Raw genomic sequence first — 18406 nt, 5'->3', positions numbered from 1 at the left:
ATGGCGAGTCTATCCCGCGCCATGGCCGGCTTGGCCATCTACGTCACAACGTCCAAGGTCTTGCGGCCGTAAACGCCCGTGACAAGCGCAAGCAAGGGTGGCAGGGGAGTTGCCGGCTCACCCTTGCTCCGCCAGTTCGCGCTTGCGCCGCTCGACGGCCTCCTGCAGCGCCGCGAGGCTCTCGACGACTTGCGTGGCCTCGAAGGATTTGAGCTTATCGGTGTTTTCGAGGTCGATTCTGCGCGGATAGACCATCACCATGCCCTTGGGGGCGCGGGTCTCGAGCTCCGGCGCGGTGTCGCAAGCGAAGACGATGGTTGGCACGCGGCATTTGCCGGCCTGGGCGAAGACATTGGTCGCCAGATTGTCGGAAATGCCGACAACGGCCTTGGCGACCGTGTTCGACGTCGCCGGGGCGACCACCAGCGTGTGATAGACGTTGTAATAGAAGCCGCCGACCGGGGCGGCGCTCGCGGTCGTGTCCTTGAAGATGCGGATCGTATCGGGGAGATTGAGGTCGTGCTTGTACATGCGCACGACTTCCGCCGCCGCCTTGCTGACGAAAAGGTCGCAATGGTCGAGCGAGCGGATCATTTCCAGACATTCGGTAAAAAAATGGCCTGAGCCGGTGAGCGCCCATCCCCAGCGCGGCGTGACGACGTTCTTTTTTGTCATGAAGCAATCTTCTTGAGTTGGACAGGCGCGCCGGGCAGGGCGCCGCCAGCCAGTTGCGCGCCCGCTGAGGCGAGCGCGCCGGGGCCGGCGACGACGACGGGCGTACCGTCGACATAGGCTGGAAAGGCCGGATCGACAACGCCGGCCGAGACGAGGCTCGCCAAAGCAGAATCGGCGCCGACGTCCACGCTCTTGATCATCAGCAAGGCCGACGCGCCGCTGCGGCGCGCGAGCCAGGCGGCGAGACTGTCGGAGGTGACGTCCCAGCCCGGCGTGATATCCGACGCAGCGCAAACCATGGCCGATGCGCGCCAGAGCGCCGGCCGGCCCTGCGCATGGGCGGCGTCGATGTCCTCAAGCGTCGCGGCGAGATCGAGGTTGTAAAGTTGCGACAGCGCGAGCGCATATTGCTCCATGGCGAGCACGGCCATGGCGTGGGCCGTCTTCTCGTCGAAGCCCAGCCGGGGCTGCGCGGCGCGCACGGCGTCGGCGAAGGGGCCGCCGCCTGAAACGATCGTCAGCCGATGCGGCCAGCGTCGCAGGGCGGCGATCCAGCGCGCGAGATTGGGCGAGGCGTGGAGGCTGCCGCCGATCTTGGCGACGAGGAGGGGCCGCGCGCCCTCGGGGGCCTCTCGCGCCATGGCGTCAGTTCGGCTTGACGCGGCGGGCGTCGGGATGACGCTCACGACGGATTTTCACACCGACGGCGCCGGGCGCCACGTCGAGCTTTTCCACCTGCACCGTCACCGAACGCACGCGCTCGTGCAGCAGAACGCTTTCGGCCAGGCGCTCGGCGATGGTCTCGACCATGGCGATATGGCCTCCGGCGAGGATCACTTTGATCGCGTCCATGATGACGTCATAGGAGAAGACCGCGCGCATGTCGTCCGTGACGTCGACCCGGGCGACTTCGGCGTCGACGTTGAAGCGGACCCGCTGCGTATGGCCATATTCATGCGCATAGGCGCCGACTTCCATCGGCACGACATAGTCGTGCAGAAACACGCAGTCTGTCTCGTTGAGGCCCGGCGGCTCGATATAGCCCCGCGCGATCAGCGCCCATTCGGCGGCGAGCGTGTCGATCTTGTCGCGGCGCGTGGGGATCAGGTCGCGGATGAGCCGGGTGGCGCCGGCGTCGATGCCGGCGCGGCGGTCGCCATGGGCGCACAGGGCGCCGCGAAACCCCAGAACATCCGGGCCGGTGACGAGAAGCCGCGGCACGTCGGGCGGCTCCAGGGCGCCCGCGAGGCCGGCCGAAAGATTGAGCTCGCGGCACAGCCCGGTGAACTCCGAGAGCGCCCCGACCGGCATCATGTCGATGAGCCGTCCCTTGCCCTTGTGGGCGGTGTCGAGCATGGCGCCGTGGAAGCCCGCCGCCGCCAGATCGGGCAGAGACGCGAAGTCGGGGCCGAGATCGGCGAACAGGACGGCGACAATCTTGAGCCGCTGGGCGAGCGGCGACAGGGCGGCGACGATCTCGCCGGCGTCAGGCGTGAGCGGCAGGGCGAATTTGACATAGTCGACGCCGGCGTCGGCCGCCTCCTCGAAGGCGCGGCGGGCGTGCGCGACGTCATGGGGCAGATCGACCACGGCGCTCACCGGCCGGCGGCCGTCCACGGCGGCGACAATATCCGCGACCTGCGCCAGCGGCAGCGCGCCGAGCGCGCCGCGCGCCGGATCCTTGCAGTCGATGATGTCGGCGCCGTGGGCGAGGGCGATCTCCGCTTCCTCGCGCGACAGAACGCTGGCCAACATCAGGGTCATTTATCCGGACTCCAATCCTTTGCGCGCTGTCGAAACGAGGGAGAAGCGAGCGCCCCCGGCGCTGAGCCTCCATATACGGTCCGGCCGGTTCTGTGAATGCGAGGGCTACTCGATCTGCGACCCATTGGCCGCGAGCACCGCCGCCGCGAGATAGAGGGACCCGGCGATGAGCACGCGCGGCGGCTGGTCGAACCGGCGCGACGCCAGAATCCGCAAAGCTTCCTCGACGTTCGGGGCGGCGGCCGCGGCTGGGATGCCCTCGGCCCTGGCCATGGCGGCGACCTCCTCGGGCGGCCAGCTCTTGTGCTCGCCTTCGACCGGCACGGCCACGACTTCGCGCGCGAGCCCGGCAAAATGCCGTAGCAGGGCGCCGACGTCCTTGGTCGTCTGGGCGCCGCAGATCAGCGCCAGCGGGCGCGGCGCGCGGTCGTGGAATTCGGCCATGGCTTCGGCCAGCACGCGGCCGCCGTCCTCATTGTGGCCGCCGTCGAGCCAGACTTCGGCGCCCGGCGGCGCGAGATCGACGACGGGTCCGCGCAGCAGGCGTTGCAGGCGCGCCGGCCATTCGGCGCGGGCGAGCCCCTGCTCCATGGCGATCAAGGGGAGATCCGGCGCGACCGTCCGCAGCGCGGCGAGCGCGCCGGCGGCGTTTAGATGCTGGTGGCGGCCGGCGAGACGCGGCAGCGGCAGGTCGAGAAGGCCGCGCTCGTCCTCGAAGACCAGCCGTCCATTCTCCTCACGGACATGGAAATCCTGCCCTGCGACAAAAAGCGGCGCGCCGACGCGGCGGGCCTCGCGCTCCAGCACGCGCTCGGCGCCCTCGTGCTGAAAGCCGATGATCGCAGGAGCGCCCGGCTTGAAAATGCCGGCCTTCTCATAGGCGATCTTCTCCACCGTATCGCCGAGGAACTCCATGTGGTCGAGCGACACGGAGGTGACGATCGTGGCTTTCGGCGCGCGGATGACGTTCGTCGCGTCGTAGCGGCCGCCCAGTCCCGTTTCGAGCAGCAGCCAGTCGGCGGGCGTCTCGGCGAAGAGCGCGAAGGCGGCGGCCGTCGTCACCTCGAAGAAGGTGATCGGCTGGCCGCCATTGGCTTCCTCGCAGCGCTCCAGAACGGCCTTGAGCCGCGCGTCGTCGACGAGCTTGCCGCCGCCTTCCGCGCCCAGCCGGATGCGCTCGTTGAAGCGAATGAGATGCGGCGAGGTATAGACATGCACGCGCTGGCCGGCGGCCTCCAGAATGGCGCGCAGAAAGGCGATGGTCGAGCCCTTGCCATTGGTGCCCGCGACATGAATCGTCGGCGGCAGGCTGAGATCGGGACGGCCGAGCGCCGCGAGCAGCCGCTCGGTGCGCCCGAGCGACAGATCGATTTTCTTGGGATGGAGCGTGAGCAGTCGCGACAGGATCGCGTCATGCTGATCCATGGCGGCCGCGCCTCGCGTCAGGCGGCGCGGCGCGGCGGCGCCTTGGTGAAGAGGCCGCACAGGCGCGCGAGCGTCTCGCGCATCTCCTGGCGCGGCACCACCATGTCGACCATGCCGTGATCGCGCAAATACTCCGCGCGCTGAAAGCCTTCGGGCAGTTTCTCGCGGATCGTCTGCTCGATGACGCGCGCGCCGGCGAAGCCGATGATGGCGCCGGGCTCGGCGATCTGCACGTCGCCGAGCATGGCGTAGGAGGCGGTGACGCCGCCCGTCGTCGGATTGGTGAGCACGACGATATACGGCAGGCGCGCATCGCGCAGCCGCTGCACCGCGATCGTCGTGCGCGGCATCTGCATCAGCGAGAACATGCCTTCCTGCATGCGCGCGCCGCCGGAGGCGGTGAAGATGATGAAGGGCGTGCGCCGCGAGAGCGCATGTTCCGCGCCGGCGACGATCGCTTCGCCCGCGGCCATTCCGAGCGAGCCGCCGAGAAAGTCGAAGTCCTGCACGGCGACGGTGACCTGCGAGCCGTCGAGCTTGCCCGTGGCGAGAGTCACGGCGTCCTGGGCGCCGGTCTTTGCGCGATATTCCTTCAGCTTGTCGACATAGCGCTTGATGTCGCGGAATTTGAGCGGGTCGAGCGGCGTCTCGGGCGTCGGCAGCAACTCGAGTTCGCCATTGTCGAAGAGCGTCGCGAGCCGCACGTCCACGGGGCAGCGCATGTGATAGCCCGAACCCGGCACGACATAGAGATTGGCCTCGATGTCCTTGTGAAAGACGAGCTGGCCGCTCTCGGGGCATTTCACCCAGAGGTTTTCCGGGGCTTCGCGCTTGATCAGCGCCTTGATCTTCGGCGGAACGACGTTGGAATACCAGTTCATGCCCAAAGCCTCGTGAGCCAGGAAAGTGCGCCGCCGTTCTTCGCGGGGGCGGGGCTTCTCTGTGCGCCGCGCACGCCGCCCGCAATGCTCGACACAAGCGCGATCACCGCCTCGACGCTCTTGTCGGTCGCCCTGTTGTCGGGGCCGAGCGACGCCTTCAACGCCTCGACCAGCGCCGAGCCGACCACGACGCCATCGGCGTTGCGGGCGATTTCCGCGGCGTTTTCAGCGTTCTTCACGCCGAAGCCGACGGCGATGGGCAGATCGGTATGGCCTTTGATCCGCCGCACCGCGGCGCTCACGCCCGCATAATCGGCAAGCGCCGCGCCGGTGATGCCGGTCAACGAGACATAATAGACGAAGCCGGAGGTGTTTTCGAGCACCTTGGGCAGCCGCTTGTCGTCGGTCGTGGGGGTGGCGAGGCGAATGAAATTGAGCCCCGCGTCACGCGCCGGGATACAAAGCTCCTGGTCTTCCTCGGGCGGCAGATCGACGACGATCAGCCCGTCCACGCCCGCCGCCCGCGCGTCGACGAGGAAACGCGGCACGCCATAGACGTAAATCGGGTTGTAATAGCCCATCAGGACGATGGGCGTTTTGTCGTCGCCGGCGCGGAAATCGGCGACGAGCTTCAGGGTTTTCTTCAAGGTCATGCCCGCCTTGAGCGCCCTCAGGCCCGCGGCCTGAATGGCGGGGCCGTCGGCCATGGGATCGGTGAAGGGCATGCCGACTTCGATGACGTCGGCGCCGGCGGCGGGCAGGGCCTTGACGAGGGCGAGCGAGGTCGCCGGATCGGGATCGCCGGCCATGACGAAAGTCACGAGAGCGGCGCGCCCCTCGGCGGCGAGGGCGGCAAATCGGTCGTCGATACGGGTGGACATAAGAAGTTGCGGTCTTTCCGGTTCGGCGGTTGGCCCGCCCGATTTCGCTGATGGCTTAGTCCCTGGCCCGGCTCCCGTCCACTCCTTTTGCGTCCCGGTTCGGAAGCGCTGGCCTCGCCGCGGCGGCGATGCGCCTCGAGCAGACCTGCCGCCGCCATCCTCCCCCGTACGGGGAAGGCGGCCGTCGCGCGCCGCGCTGGACGCCAGGGAGCGGCTTGGTGGGCGGCTGCGCTAAATTGTCACTTGCGCGCCGAGCTCAACGACGCGGTCGGGCGGGATGGCGAAAAAGTCGGGCGCGCTGGAGGCCTGCTTGGTGAGCGAGACATAGAGCTTGTCCTGCCAGGGCGGCATTTCGGAGGAGGGGCTCTCCTTTACCGTGCGCCGGCCGACGAAGAAGCTCGTCGTCATGACGTCATATTGGAAGCCCGCCTTGCGCATCAGGGCGAGGGCGGCCGGCGCGCGCGGGCTTTCCATGAAGCCGAAATGCAGCGTGGCGACGGCAAAATCCGATGACAGCCGCTCGATTTCAAAACGTTTCCCGACCGGTACGCGCGGGCAGTTCTCGGTGCGCACGCAAAGGAGCAGCACCTGTTCGTGCAGCACCTTGTTGTGCTTGATGTTGTGCATGAGCGAGGCGGGCGCGATGTTGGGGTCGTTGGTCAGAAAGATCGCCGTGCCGGGCGCGCGCATCGGCTTCGATTTCTCGAGCATGGGAATGAGCTCCATGATCGGTATCGAATCGCGGTGAGTCTTCTCGTTGAGAAGCCGCGTGCCGCGCACCCACGTCCATATGACGATCATCGAGCAGCCGCCGAGCGCCACCGGGACCCAGCCGCCGTCGACGATTTTCAAGAGATTGGCTGTCAGGAAGGCGCCGTCGATCGCAAGAAACGACGCGATGACGAGGAGGCTCGTCCAGAGCGGCCATTTCCAGTGATAGCGGACGACGACGAAGGCCAGCGCCGTCGTCACGACCATGGTCCCGGTCACCGCGATGCCATAGGCGGAGGCGAGCGCCGAGGAGCTTCTGAAGGCGATGACGAGCAGCAGCACGCCCAGGAGCAGCAGCCGGTTGACACGCGAGATGTAAATCTGCCCTTCCTGCATGGCCGAGGTATGGGTGATGTCGAGGCGCGGCAGAAGCCCGAGCTGGATCGCCTGGCGGACGATCGAAAAAGCGCCGGTGATCACCGCCTGGCTGGCGATGACGGTCGCCGCCGTCGCCAGCAGCACCAGCGGCAGCAGCGCCCAGTCGGGCGCGAGCAGGAAGAAGGGATTGGCGACGGTCTCCGGCCGCGACAGCATCAACGCGCCCTGGCCGAGATAATTCAGGAGCAGCGCGGGCAGCACGAAACAGAGCCACGCCGCCTGGATTGGGAAGCGTCCGAAATGGCCCATGTCGGCGTAAAGCGCCTCCGCGCCCGTGACGCCGAGAAAGACCGAGCCGAGAACGGCGAAGCCGAGCCAGCCGTGCTCCAGGAGGAAGCTCACGCCCGAACGTGGGTCGAAGGCCGTGAGCACCTGCGGCGCGTCGGCGATATGCATCGCGCCGAGCCCGCCGATGGCGGCGAAGAAGGCGACCATGATCGGCCCGAAGAAGCTGGCGACGCGCGCCGTGCCGTGACTCTGCACCCAGAACAGGCTGATGAGGATAACGAGCGTGATCGGCACGACGTAATCGCTGAAGCGATGGGTCACGAGTTCGAGGCCCTCGACCGCGGACAGGACAGAAATCGCCGGGGTGATGATGGCGTCGCCGGAGAAGAGCGCCGCGCCGGCGACGCCCAGGAGAAAGATGGCGGCCGACCTGCCGCCGACAGACGATTCGGCCAGCGCCATCAGCGACAGCGTGCCGCCTTCGCCACGGTTATCGGCGCGCATCAGGAACAGAACATATTTGAGGGTGACGGTGAACAGCAGGGCCCAGATCAGCAGCGAGATCGCGCCGATCACCGCCTCCTCCGTCAGCATGTCGGCCTTCACGCTATGGGAAAGCGACTCGCGCAGCGCATAGAGCGGGCTCGTGCCGATGTCGCCGAAAACCACGCCGATTGAACCGAGGATCAGTCCGGCCGATGAATGTCTGGCATGCCCCGAATCTGTCGCGGCGTCGTCCGTCGCCCGGGCCCCGATCCGTTCATGTTTCATCGTGACGCTCCGCTGGAAATCGAACCCGTGACCGCGGGATTAACTGATTTCGGCGCAGGCGGCGCGCGTGCAAAAACCGTCGTCGCGCCCTTAATTCCCGAGCCGCGGTTAAGCAGCAACAACATCTCCACGCGATGAACGGCTTAATCCGTAGACCGCTTCATTGCGACAATTTACAAGGAGCGCGTCCCGCCTCAGATCGTGACCTGCGCGCCAAGCTCGACGACGCGGTCGGAGGGGATCGAGAAAAAGTCCGTGGCGTTCGCCGCCTGCTTCGTCAAGGCGACATAGAGCTTGTCCTGCCAGACGGGCATCTCGGACGCCGCGCTCTCCTTGATTGTGCGCCGGCCGAGGAAGAAGCTCGTCGTCATGATGTCATATTTGAAGCCCGACTTGCGCATCAGCGCCAAGGCGGCCGGCACGCGCGGGCTTTCCATGAAGCCGAAATGCAAAACGGCGCTGGCGAAGTCGTCGGAGAGCTTCTGCAGCTCGAAGCGCTTTTCGGGCGCAACGCGCGGGCGGTTCTCGGTTCGCACGCAGATGATCAGCACGCGTTCGTGCAGCACCTTGTTGTGCTTGATGTTGTGCATGAGCGCCGCCGGCGCCACCTTGGGATCGCTGGTCAAAAAGATCGCTGTTCCCGGCACCCGGGTCGGTTTCGATTTCTGCAGCATGCCGATCAGATCCATGATCGGAATCGAGTCGCGATGGGTCTTTTCCGCAAGAAGCCGCGTGCCGCGCACCCAGGTCCACATGACAATCATCACGCAGCCGCCGAGCACCAACGGCACCCAGCCGCCCTCCTTGATCTTGAGCATGTTCGCGGCAAGGAAGGTGAATTCGACGATGAGGAAGGAGGCCGCGAAGACGATCGCGAGCCAGAGCGGCCAGCCCCATTTGCGCCAGGCGACGATAAAGAGCAATGAGGTGGAGAGCACCATGGTGCCCGTGACGGCGATGCCATAAGCGGAAGCGAGCGCCGACGAGCTCTTGAAGGCGATGACCAGGAGCAGCACGCCGACCAGCAGCAGGCGATTAATGCGGCCGATGTAGATCTGGCCTTCCAGCATCGCGGAGGTGTGGGTGATTTCGAGGCGCGGCAGCAGCCCGAGCTGGATCGCCTGCCGCGAGAGCGAAAACGCGCCGGTGATGACCGCTTGCGCCGCGATCGTCGTCGCCAGGGTCGAGAGGATGACGAGCGGCAGCAGCAGCCAGTCGGGCGCCATCAGAAAGAATGGATTGCCGACCGCCTCCGGCCGCGACAAAACCAGCGCCCCCTGGCCCAGATAATTCAAGAGTAGCGCCGGCAATACGAAGAACAGCCAGGCGAACTGGATCGGGCGGCGGCCGAAGTGGCCCATGTCGGCGTAAAGCGCCTCGACGCCCGTGACCGCCAGAAAAACGGAGCCGAGCACGGCGAAGCCGAGCCAGCCATGGGTGAGGAGAAAGACGACGCCGCGGCGCGGATCGAAAGCCCCGACCACCTGCGGCGCGTCGGCGATATGCGACGCGCCGAGCACGCCGAGCGTGAGGAAAAACACCAGCATTATCGGCCCGAACAGGGCGGCCACCCGCGCCGTGCCGTGGCTTTGCACCCAGAACAGCGTCACCAGAATGAAAATGGTGATCGGCATCACATATTCGCTGAAGCGATGCGTCACCAGTTCGAGGCCCTCAATGGCGGAGAGCACCGAGATCGCCGGCGTAATCATCGCCTCGCCGGCGAATAACGCCGCGCCGCCGACGCCGAGCAGGAAGGCGATCCGCGTCTGGCGGCCGAGCGCCGTCTGCGCCAGCGCCATCAGCGAGAGAATGCCGCCTTCGCCGCGGTTGTCGGCGCGCATGACGAAGAAAATATATTTGATCGTGACGGTGAAAATCAGCGCGAAGATCAGTAGCGAGATCGAGCCGATAACGCCTTCTTCCGTCAATGCGTCGGCCTGCGCCTCATGGGCGAGCGACTCGCGTAGAGCGTAAAGCGGGCTCGTGCCGATGTCGCCGTAAACGACTCCGATCGAGCCGACGATGAGACCGAGAAATCCCCCCTTGCCGTGCTCATGCCCCTGTTCATGATGGCCGGCCGCTCCTGCGGCGGCGCGCGGCTCCGCCCCCATCTGCTGGGTCATAAAGCGTTCCTTTTGGAAAAACAGTCGGGCGCGTCGCAGGACGCGCGAGGGGGGAGGGGCCGCTCGACGACAAGCTTCCGGGCAAACACGGACAAAGCCCTCTCAGCGCGAAAGGGCGTCCTTCCGCAAACGGAGCGGCCATATACGCTTTTTTGGGCAGGATGAGAAGGCCGAGTTTTGCGCCGCAAAATCGTTTAGGCTCGCCGTCGCGCGGCGGGACGCCCAACCTATCTTCTGAAGGGGCGCGCAGCAGGGGAGGGAGCCGCCATGACGCAAGGGTCTCGAGAGGAAGGCTTTGCCGCCGCGGCGGGCGCGATTTCGGCCCATGTCGTTCACACCAGCGCCGAGGGGCTGGAGGCCGGTCTCGCCACTCTGCCCAGCGGCTCCCCGGCCTATTACGCGCTGCCCGAGGGCGGCCGGGATCTGCCGGTGGTTCTGGTGGCGCAGGAAATCTTCGGGCTGCACGAACATATTCGCGACATCGTCCGCCGTCTGGCAAAGCTCGGCTATTTCTCCGTCGCGCCCGACTATCTCATTCGCTACGGCGACCCCATGGCGGCGCCTGACGTCGACGCGATCCGCGCCATTGTCGCCCGCGCCCCGGACCCGGAAACGATGGCGTTCTTCGATGAGGCGCTGGCCTTTGCGGAGAGTCGCGACGCCGACCCGAAGCGCGCAGCGATCACCGGCTTCTGCTGGGGCGGCCGCATCGCCTGGCTCTACGCCGCGCATCGTCCGGAGCTTGCGGCCTGCGTTCCCTGGTACGGCCGTCTCGACGGCCCGCACACGCCAGAGCAGCCGCGCTGGCCGATCGACGTCGCGGGGGAGATCAAGGTCCCGACGCTCGGCCTCTACGGCGGCGCGGACCCCAGCATTCCGCTCGACTTGGTTCAGCAGATGATGCAGCGGCTCGCCGAAGCGGGCGCGCCGGCGGACATCATGGTCTATGACGACGCGCCGCACGGCTTCTTCGCCGATTACCGAGCGAGCTACCGGGAGCAGGAGGCGAAAGACGCCTGGGGGCGGATGCTCGCTTGGTTTCGGGCGTATGGGGTCGGCTGACGCGTTTTTTTAGAAATCGCTCGCCAAGCCCTTGACCTCCCAGTCGCCGTAGCGGGCGGGATCGAGCCCGCCGCGGCCGCCGAGCTCCTCCGGCGGTCGATCGGCGGCGGCGGCTCGCCGGCGCGCTTCGGCCTCGGCCAGCGCGCGCCGCGCGGCGGGGGACAAACGGCGATCCGCTTCGGGCGCCGCTGCAGGTTCTTTTGTTTTTGCTGTCTCGGACATGGCTACCACCGAGGTTCTCGCCCGCCGACGCCGGCTTGTGCTATGATTTCGCCAGACGGGGCAGCGGAGACGGCCGCTTGAGCGATAGTAGATCATTCCGCGGGCGGCCGAAAACAGGGCGTCAATCGACAAGGCAGGGTTTCGTTCCGGCGGAAGCCGCCCGCGAGGCGGAGGCCGCGAAGATTCCTGGCCTTCCGGCGCGCCTCGCCGCCGCGGCGATTATCGCCGACGTGGCGCAGGGCGGGCATCGCCTGGATGAATGTTTCTCCCCACAGGCCGTGCCGAGCCGTCTGACGGGCTTCGACGCCCGCGACGTCGCGCTGGCGCGCTCCATCGCCACTGTCGCGCTGCGCCGCCTCGGCGTCATTCGCCATGCGCTGGCTGCGCTTCTGGAGACGGGTCTGCCGCGTCAGGCCGGCCGGCTCGAATTCACGCTGATCGCCGCAGCCGCACAGCTTCTCTTCCTCGACGCGGCCGACCATGCGGCGATCGACCTCGCGGTCCGCGCGACCAAGCTCGAACCGAAGACCAGCCCCTATTCGGGACTGGTCAATGGCGTGCTGCGCAATCTGCTGCGCCGGCGCGAAGAGTTTCTGGAACTCGCGGCGAGCGGCGATTTCGATAGCCCCGCCTGGCTCCTGCAGCGCTGGCGCAAGCATTATGGCGAGGAGACGGCCCGCGCCATCGCCGCCATGCACATGCGCGAGCCGCCGCTGGATCTGTCGGTCAAATCCGATCCGGAAGACTGGGCCGAGCGCCTCGACGGCGTCGTGCTGCCGACCGGCTCCGTGCGGCTGCGCACGCATGCGCCCATCGCCGAACTTCCCGGCTATGATGAAGGCGAATGGTGGGTGCAGGACGCGGCGGCGGCGCTGCCCGCGCGACTCCTCGCCCCGAAGCCCGACGAACGCATCCTCGACATGTGCGCCGCGCCCGGCGGCAAGACGGCGCAGCTCGCTCTGGCGCGCGCCCATGTGGTGGCGCTCGACCGTTCGGCCGAGCGTCTCAAGATCCTCGCGGCCAATCTTGCGCGCCTCGGGTTGCGCGCCGACGTCGCGGTCGCCGACGCGACCGGCTATCAGGCGCAGCCCTTCGACGCCATTCTCATAGACGCGCCCTGTTCGGCGACCGGCACGGCGCGCCGCCATCCCGACGTGCCCTGGACCAAAAAGCCCGGCGACATCGACGCGCTCGCCGCGTTGCAGACGAAAATGCTCGCCCGCGCCGCGTTGCTCACGAAGGCGGGCGGGCGCATCGTCTATTGCACCTGTTCGCTCGAGCCGGAGGAGGGCGAGCAGCAGATCGCAAGCTTCCTGCGGCGCAATCCAGACTTTCGGCGTGAGCCGGTGAAGTCCGAGGACGGCGTCCCGGCGGAATTCGTCAACCGCGACGGCGATTTGCGCACGCTCCCCTGCTATTGGCCGAATGACGACGCTCGACTTGCCGGCATAGACGGGTTTTTCGCGGCGCGGCTCGTACGACAGGCCTGATCCGCAAATTACTCGCCCACCGCGGCGAGGGCGACCTGCTGAGTCGCGCAGGCCCCGAGCAGCGCGTCGAGCGCCTCGAGCTCCGCGGGCTTGGTGAGATGCCGGTCGAAACCGGCTGCGCGCACCCGCGCGTCCACCTGGTCTTTTCCCCAGCCGCTGAGCGCGACCAGGAGGATGTCGCGGCCCCTGGGCAAAGCGCGAATGCGGCGCGCGGTCTCAAAACCGTCGAGGCCGGGCATGCCGAGGTCGAGCAGGACAATTTCCGGCTCGAATTCCACGACGCGCGCAAGCCCCGTCTCTCCGGAATAGGCCGCCTTGGCGACCGCTCCAAGCTCTCCAAGCAGCGCAGCGAAACTGTCGGCCACATCCCTCTCGTCGTCGATGACAAGGGCACGGCGCGCTTCCCGCGCTGGCGCGCGCCTGGGCGCCGCAGGGCGCGCCGCTTCCCCGGGCGCCGCTGGCAAACGGACGACGAAGACGCTGCCGCAGCCGACGCCGTCGCTTTGCGCCTCCACTGCGCCGCCATGCAGATGCAAGAGGGTGCGCACCAGCGCGAGACCGATCCCGAGCCCGCCTTTCGCGCGCCCGAGGGTCCTGTCGACCTGCGCGAAATAGTGGAAAATATGTGGAAGCATGTCCGGGGGAATGCCGACGCCCGTGTCTCTGACCGTGACGACGACGTCATTCTCGCGTCTTTCGGCGGCGAGGGAGATCGTGCCGCCATGTTCGGTGTATTTGGCGGCGTTGTCGAGCAGATTGGTAAAGACCTGGGTCAGTCGAACGACGTCGCCGTCGACAGTAAGGGGTACGCAGGGGAACTCCGCCTGCAGCGCGTGACCGCCCGCCTGAATAGCGGGTTGCGCCGTCTCAATGGCGTGCCGAAGGACCTGGCGGAGGTCGATCGCTCCTTTCTTCAGTTCGATTTTCCCGCGCGAGATGCGCGAGAAATCCAGAAGCTCGTTGACGAGGCGAATCAAGTGCTCGACCTGGCGTTCGGCCATGGCGAGAAGGTCCTTGTCGCGCTGACGCGTCAAAGCCCCGTCGTGGCGCAAGACGTAAATGACGTTGCGAATCGGCGACAAGGGATTGCGCAGCTCATGCGCCAGCGTGGCGATGAATTCGTCCTTGCGCCGGTCCGCCGTTCTCAGCGCCTCCTGGGCGCGTTTGCGTTCGGTGATGTCGCGCACGAAGGCGCGCACGCCGACGACGTTTCCCTGTCCGTCGTGGATGGGCCAGGAACGCACGCTAACGGGGAAGACCGAGCCGTTCTTGCGTATGCACTCCTTCTCGTATTCGCCGGAGTCGCCGAGGGGCAGAATGCGCTCTCGCATGATGCGCTCATCGGCGTCCCGCCAGCTTTCAGGCGTAAGGTCGTGACACCCCATCGTCCGTAATTCCTCGAGCTCATAACCGAACATCGAGACGAAAGCCGCATTGGCGTCTTGTATTCTTCTATCCAAATCGATCGTCACGATGCCGTCCCGGCTGGTCTCGAACAATCGACGGTACCGCTCCTCGCTCTCGCGCAGCGTCTCGTTGGTTTCTTCCCGCAGGAGGCTGCGGGTGCGTCCGATTTCGGCTGCGACCAGCGTGCGCTGTCGCGCGCCATACCACCCGACCCCGAGTGCGAAGACGAAGCCGAACGCTATGAAAACCACGACGCGCAGAACATCGGCGTCGGCGCCGATTTGAAGCGAACCCCGCGGCTCGAGGAAGAAGTATGCGCCGCTGATCGCGGCGAGAATCGTGCTCAAAGCGCCGGGGGCCGGCCCCGCGACGACCGTCGTCAGAATAGCCAAGAAAAAGTAGAGGATAAAAGGGCGTTCGGCGAAGATGCCGCCGTAGAAATAAGGAACGGCGGTGCCGACGGCCGCGGCCAGGACCGCGACGGCGTAGGGCGCGGCGATGTGGCGCGCGCGATGAGCGAATGCGTTCTTCAAAATCGGGCTCGCGGTCCAGGCCCGCGCGCCAACGCGGCCCTGCATCAACAAGGACTATTCCAAAAAAGCCTGATAGGACCAGGTCTTGGCAGTTTTGAGGCGCCGGATCAACGCGCCGCGAAAGGCGAGAACGCTTCGACGACGTCGCGGTAGACTTGCCGCTTGAAGGGCACGATGAGATCGGGAAGAGTCTCGAGCCTCTCCCATCGCCAGTCGTCGAACTCGGGCTTGTGGCCGCCGCCGCCGGGGGCGTGAATGTCAATTTCGCTGTCGACCCCGAGAAAACGCAGGGCGAACCAGCGCTGCGACTGGCCGATGTATTTGCCGCTCCAGCGCTTCTTGGCGTCCGGGGGCAAGTCGTAGGAGAGCCAGGCCGGCGCTTCGGCGAGAAATTCGACGCTGGAGACGTTCGTTTCCTCGTAGAGCTCGCGGATCGCCGCTTGGAACGGCGTTTCGCCCTCGTCGATCCCGCCCTGCGGCATCTGCCACATATAGGGTTCGGCCACCTGATCGAAGGCGCCCTTGGCTTTCCGATGGCCGACGAAAACGAGGCCCTGCGCGTTGAACAGAGCGACGCCGACACAGGGGCGGTAGCGCGTGTCCGGCGCGTTCATCGGGTGTCGCTCGCGGCGGCCGCGGCGCTGCGCGGGGCCAGGGCGGCGGATACCGGGACGAGCGCAACGCCGCGGCGCTCGAGATCGCGCGCGAAAGGCGCGATTCTCGCGATCGCCGCCGAGCTGGCGTTGGCGAAGCCGATGGCGACTCCCTTCTCACGCGCGACGGCCTCCAGCCGCGCCAGGGCCGCATCCATGGCCTGCGGAGCGCCGCGCGCGTCGACGACAATGTCGACCTTCGCGTAAGGGGCCGCCAATTTCTTTGCGATTCCAGCGGCTTGCGACTGCGGAGACAGCCCGTCGTCGAGATAGAACAGCCCGCGCCGGGCGATCTCGCCCAATGCGACAGACATGGCCGTCTCATCGGCCGTGAAGCGTCCGCCAAGATAATTCATGACGCCAGCATAACCCGCAAACCGGCTCATCAGCCAGTCCAGATCGTCCGCGCCGCCGTCGCCTGCGCCAGTGACGAGCGTATGCGGCCCCGGGTTGTTTCGCGGATAGTCGAAAGGCTCCATCGGCGCCTGCAACAGGGCTTCATGGCCGCGCCCGCGGGCCTGCGCGACGAGGCGATTCAGCTCAGCGCCATAGGGCGCGAAGGCCAGGGTCACGTCCTCGGGAAGCTCTTCGATCGCCGCCTGCGAGGATTGTGGATTGAGCCCCACGCCGCCGACGACGATCGCCAGGCGCGGCGCGCCGGCCTTGAGCGCTGCGCGGGCCACGAAGGGGCGGGCGTAGACGTCCATCGGCCGCGCCCCGTCGTCCCCGGTCTTCGGCAGCAGACCGTAGCGGCCCTTTTCGGTCACCCGGCGATCCGGCGCGGGCGCGAGCCGCGCGCCGGAAGCGGGTTCGACGCGGATGATTCGGGCCGACCCGGCCTCGCCGCGGCGGGTGACCTTGACGCCGGAAACGAATTCCATGTCCGCGGCGGCGTTGTCCCCTTGTGGGGTTTCCGACGGGCGCACGGCGGCCGGCGGCGGCGCGCGAGAGGGCGGGTCCGGCGCGGGCTCGATTCGGGCGAGGGCGTAGGGTTGCCCCCCGCCCGGATCGACGGGAGCAAGGTAGAGCGCGGCGACGCCCCCCGCCATGAGGGCGCCGGCGGCGAGGGTAAGCGGCGAGCCGCGCAGGGCGCGCGCCCGGCGCGGCGGTCTCGGCTTGCCGCCAAGCGGCGCGTTCAATTCGTCGGTCATCGGGGCGCCCGCTCGCAGTTCAAGGCGAAAGCCTTTGGCGAATCAGCGCCTATTGTGAAGTTTCAGCCTGGTCCCGTCGAGCCTGGGGGCGCTCAAGCGCCGAGCACGCCGTCGGCTTCCATCAGCTCCAAGAGCATGCCTTCGCGCAGCCCGCGATCGGCGATTCGGGTGCGCGTCGCTGGAAACATCTCGCGGATGGCCTCGAAAATCGCACAGCCCGCGAGGACGAGATCGGCGCGCTGCGGACCGATGCAGCCGTTCGCCACGCGCTCGTCGAAATCCATGGCGCGCAGCCGCTCGATCGCCCGCGTCGCCTCGGCGTCGCTCATCCACAGCCCGTCGACGCGCCAGCGATCGTAGCGTTCGAGCCCGAGGTGCACGCCCGCGAGCGTCGTCACCGTGCCGGAGGTGCCGAGAAGATGGAAGCGCGAGCAGCGGGCGATCTCTGCGGTTTCGTCGACGAAATGGACCAGGGCCGCACGCGCGTGCTCTTTCATGGCCGCGAAGGTGCGGGCGTCGACCAGCCGGCCGCCAAAATGCTCGGCGAGCGTCACCACGCCGAGCTCCAAAGAGGTCCAGCTGTGCAGCTCGCGGGCCTCGCCGGAAACGGGCGAGCGCGTGAGCCAGACGAGCTCTGTCGAGCCCCCGCCGATGTCGAACAGGAGCACGCTGGCCGCGTGGGGGTCGGCGAGCGAGCCGCAACCGCGGGCCGCGAAGCGCGCCTCGGTTTCCCGGTCGATGACCTCGAGCTCGAGGCCGGTGCGCTCGCGGACGCGGGCGACGAACTCCTCGCCATTGGCGGCCCCCCGGCAGGCCTGGGTGGCGACGAGCCTGGCGCGCGTGACGCTCCGCGCCTCCATCTTGGCGCGGCAGACGTCGAGCGCGGCGATGGTGCGCTCGATGGCGGCTTCGCTGATTCGCCCGGCGCGGCCGAGGCCCTCGCCGAGCCGCACGATCCGCGAAAAGGCGTCGACGACGCGCAGAAAATCGGAATTGCGGCGGCGCGGCCGACGTTCGGGGCGCGCGATGAGCAACCGGCAATTGTTCGTTCCGAGGTCGAGCGCCGCGTAAGTATGGCCGGTCCAGGTGGCCGAGGGACCCGGGCCGGCCGCATCCGCGGCCGCGACACGGGCCTGCGTCCGTGTCGCCACCATTGCCTCCAGACCTGGCTCCGCACGCGCGGGCCGCTCGGTCCCTGCCAAGTTCATGCTCCCGCGATAACCGGTTTCTCGCGCCTTCGCCGCTCGCGCGACCCCATTCGCGTCATTATCCTAAATGCAGGATTGCGGACCCGCCCGCAAGGGGCGGCCCGCCCGGGCTTGGCTCATGGTCCGGCGGCGCGATCCCGCGGCGGGGCGGTTGACAGCGCGCGCGGCTCTCTCTAGATCACGTCTCGCTTCGGCGCAAAAAGCCGAACCCGTTGGGGGATAGTTCAACGGTAGAACAGCGGACTCTGACTCCGTTAATCTTGGTTCGAATCCAGGTCCCCCAGCCAGCTAACCCCCTGATTTCCTGTGTCTCCGCCATTCGTGCGGCAAACCTCGCGACTGGGCGATGAGACGCGCGGCGTCAACTCGACCGGGCGCTGACTGGCGAGGATGGCCCAGCTAGGACAGGCGCAGCAGCACAGCGAGATAATCCCGCCGTAGCCACAGCCGTGCAGCCATCGCTTCAACTCTGTCGTCGTGGCCAGCCTTCTCCCTCGTTTTCACCGGTACGTAGGCTTTCACTCCGACGGTAGGGCTCGTCGGAAATACGAGATGAACTGGTGGGCTGGATTCATTCTCTTGGCGTCGCTCTTGATCGACTCGACCTTGGCTCAAGGCACTGCGGATTTAGGTTGTCGCGTCCCCGCTCGTCATTCGAAGTGCATCTTGCTCCTTGACGGCCGCAGGTCGAACTGGGTTTTCGACTCGGCCCGCGCCCGCCTTAATATCTCTTATTTCTATAGAACGCGGTTGGCGGGCTTGTGCTGGATTCCGAATGCG

At 67.0% G+C, this 18406-nt stretch carries 15 protein-coding genes and 1 tRNA gene; 3 read left to right on the top strand and 13 right to left on the bottom strand.

Annotated features, from left to right (window positions below):
* Positions 1–117 precede the first annotated feature (117 nt).
* From RVU70_RS02495 to RVU70_RS02460, 8 genes are all read right to left on the bottom strand, one after another.
* Complete coding sequence (locus RVU70_RS02495) at positions 118–675, bottom strand: flavoprotein (protein WP_363349511.1); 558 nt, start codon at positions 673–675, stop codon at positions 118–120.
* Positions 672–1361, bottom strand: coding sequence for a uridylate kinase (locus tag RVU70_RS02490; RefSeq protein WP_363349510.1), 690 nt, complete (start codon positions 1359–1361; stop codon positions 672–674). The genes RVU70_RS02495 and RVU70_RS02490 overlap by 4 nt, the downstream gene beginning before the upstream one ends.
* Positions 1321–2439, bottom strand: a complete 1119-nt coding sequence (locus tag RVU70_RS02485) for a (5-formylfuran-3-yl)methyl phosphate synthase (RefSeq protein WP_363349509.1) — start codon at positions 2437–2439, stop codon at positions 1321–1323. Before RVU70_RS02485 ends, RVU70_RS02490 begins: the two co-directional genes overlap by 41 nt.
* A gap of 105 nt (positions 2440–2544) precedes the next feature.
* Positions 2545–3864, bottom strand: a complete 1320-nt coding sequence (locus RVU70_RS02480) for a folylpolyglutamate synthase/dihydrofolate synthase family protein (RefSeq protein WP_363349508.1) — start codon at positions 3862–3864, stop codon at positions 2545–2547.
* 17 nt (positions 3865–3881) lie between these two features.
* Positions 3882–4745, bottom strand: a complete 864-nt coding sequence (gene accD / locus RVU70_RS02475; RefSeq protein ID WP_363349507.1) for an acetyl-CoA carboxylase, carboxyltransferase subunit beta — start codon at positions 4743–4745, stop codon at positions 3882–3884.
* The gene (gene trpA / locus RVU70_RS02470) at positions 4742–5626 is read right to left on the bottom strand and encodes a tryptophan synthase subunit alpha (RefSeq protein ID WP_363349506.1); all 885 of its coding nucleotides are present in this window, start codon (positions 5624–5626) and stop codon (positions 4742–4744) included. Before trpA ends, accD begins: the two co-directional genes overlap by 4 nt.
* Positions 5627–5857: 231 nt before the next feature.
* Positions 5858–7774, bottom strand: coding sequence for a potassium transporter Kup (locus RVU70_RS02465; RefSeq protein ID WP_363349505.1), 1917 nt, complete (start codon positions 7772–7774; stop codon positions 5858–5860).
* Positions 7775–7968: 194 nt separating this feature from the next.
* Positions 7969–9900 carry a potassium transporter Kup gene (locus RVU70_RS02460; protein ID WP_363349504.1) on the bottom strand — a complete coding sequence of 644 codons (1932 nt, stop codon included), beginning with the start codon at positions 9898–9900 and terminating at the stop codon, positions 7969–7971.
* A gap of 267 nt (positions 9901–10167) precedes the next feature.
* On the opposite strand from RVU70_RS02460, the gene RVU70_RS02455 reads away from it, so the two are divergent.
* The gene (locus RVU70_RS02455; protein WP_363349503.1) at positions 10168–10962 is read left to right on the top strand and encodes a dienelactone hydrolase family protein; all 795 of its coding nucleotides are present in this window, start codon (positions 10168–10170) and stop codon (positions 10960–10962) included.
* Positions 10963–10971: 9 nt separating this feature from the next.
* Here the strand turns inward: RVU70_RS02455 and RVU70_RS02450 are convergent, their stop codons facing one another.
* A complete protein-coding gene (locus tag RVU70_RS02450) occupies positions 10972–11184 on the bottom strand; it encodes a DUF1674 domain-containing protein (RefSeq protein ID WP_363349502.1) in 213 nt (70 codons plus the stop codon).
* Positions 11185–11261: 77 nt separating this feature from the next.
* Here RVU70_RS02450 and RVU70_RS02445 point away from each other — a divergent pair, with 77 nt between their 5' ends.
* Positions 11262–12674: a transcription antitermination factor NusB gene (locus tag RVU70_RS02445; RefSeq protein WP_363349501.1), complete on the top strand. Its 1413-nt coding sequence runs from the start codon at positions 11262–11264 to the stop codon at positions 12672–12674.
* Between the two features lie 8 nt (positions 12675–12682).
* Here RVU70_RS02445 and RVU70_RS02440 read toward each other — a convergent pair whose 3' ends face one another.
* The 4 genes from RVU70_RS02440 to RVU70_RS02425 form a co-directional block, all read right to left on the bottom strand.
* A complete protein-coding gene (locus RVU70_RS02440; RefSeq protein ID WP_363349500.1) occupies positions 12683–14614 on the bottom strand; it encodes a PAS domain S-box protein in 1932 nt (643 codons plus the stop codon).
* A 107-nt stretch (positions 14615–14721) separates the two neighbouring features.
* On the bottom strand, positions 14722–15228 hold the full coding sequence (locus tag RVU70_RS02435; protein ID WP_363349499.1) for an RNA pyrophosphohydrolase: 507 nt from the start codon (positions 15226–15228) through the stop codon (positions 14722–14724).
* Positions 15225–16418, bottom strand: coding sequence for a divergent polysaccharide deacetylase family protein (locus RVU70_RS02430; protein ID WP_363349498.1), 1194 nt, complete (start codon positions 16416–16418; stop codon positions 15225–15227). The genes RVU70_RS02435 and RVU70_RS02430 overlap by 4 nt, the downstream gene beginning before the upstream one ends.
* A 92-nt stretch (positions 16419–16510) precedes the next feature.
* Positions 16511–17572, bottom strand: coding sequence for a Ppx/GppA phosphatase family protein (locus tag RVU70_RS02425; protein ID WP_405044840.1), 1062 nt, complete (start codon positions 17570–17572; stop codon positions 16511–16513).
* A gap of 267 nt (positions 17573–17839) precedes the next feature.
* Here RVU70_RS02425 and RVU70_RS02420 point away from each other — a divergent pair.
* Positions 17840–17913, top strand: a tRNA-Gln gene (locus tag RVU70_RS02420).
* The last annotated feature ends 493 nt before the right edge of the window (positions 17914–18406 follow it).

Origin of the sequence: Methylocystis echinoides (assembly GCF_040687965.1) — a bacterium.
Taxonomy (GTDB): Bacteria; Pseudomonadota; Alphaproteobacteria; order Rhizobiales; family Beijerinckiaceae; genus Methylocystis; species Methylocystis echinoides_A.
Note: the sequence above shows the minus strand (reverse complement) of the source record. Positions and strands in the feature narration are given on the sequence as shown.